The following is a 302-nucleotide window of genomic DNA, read 5'->3' as shown; positions in this document are numbered from 1 at the left end:
CCAGTTCGATATCCGGGTACGCCTGCAACCAAAGGATCGCGACGATGTGGCACGCATCAGTGCGCTACGCATCAGCAATGGCGATGGCCGTGCCGTGCCGCTGTCGGAGGTGGCGGACATTCGCATGGAACCGGGACCGTCGACCATCGAGCGCCAGGAAGGCAGGCGCGTCACCCTCGTTCAGGCCAACGTACGCGGCCGCGACCTCGCCGGCTTCGTCCTCGCTGCACAACATGCGGTTCAGACGCAAGTCAAGTTCCCGCCTGGGTACACCGTGTCGTGGGGTGGCAGCTTCAAGAACT

At 63.9% G+C, this 302-nt stretch carries 1 protein-coding gene; it reads left to right on the top strand.

Translation table 11 applies throughout. From position 1 onward, the window contains the following. Positions 1–46 precede the first annotated feature (46 nt). On the top strand, positions 47–302 hold a 256-nt coding region (locus P0D89_RS54430; protein WP_408379917.1), incomplete at its 3' end, for an efflux RND transporter permease subunit.

The sequence above is a fragment of the Paraburkholderia sp. RL18-085-BIA-A genome (assembly GCF_046027075.1).
Taxonomy (GTDB): Bacteria; Pseudomonadota; Gammaproteobacteria; order Burkholderiales; family Burkholderiaceae; genus Paraburkholderia.
The sequence above is the reverse complement of the archived record's forward strand: the minus strand, read 5'-3'. Positions and strand labels throughout refer to the sequence as shown.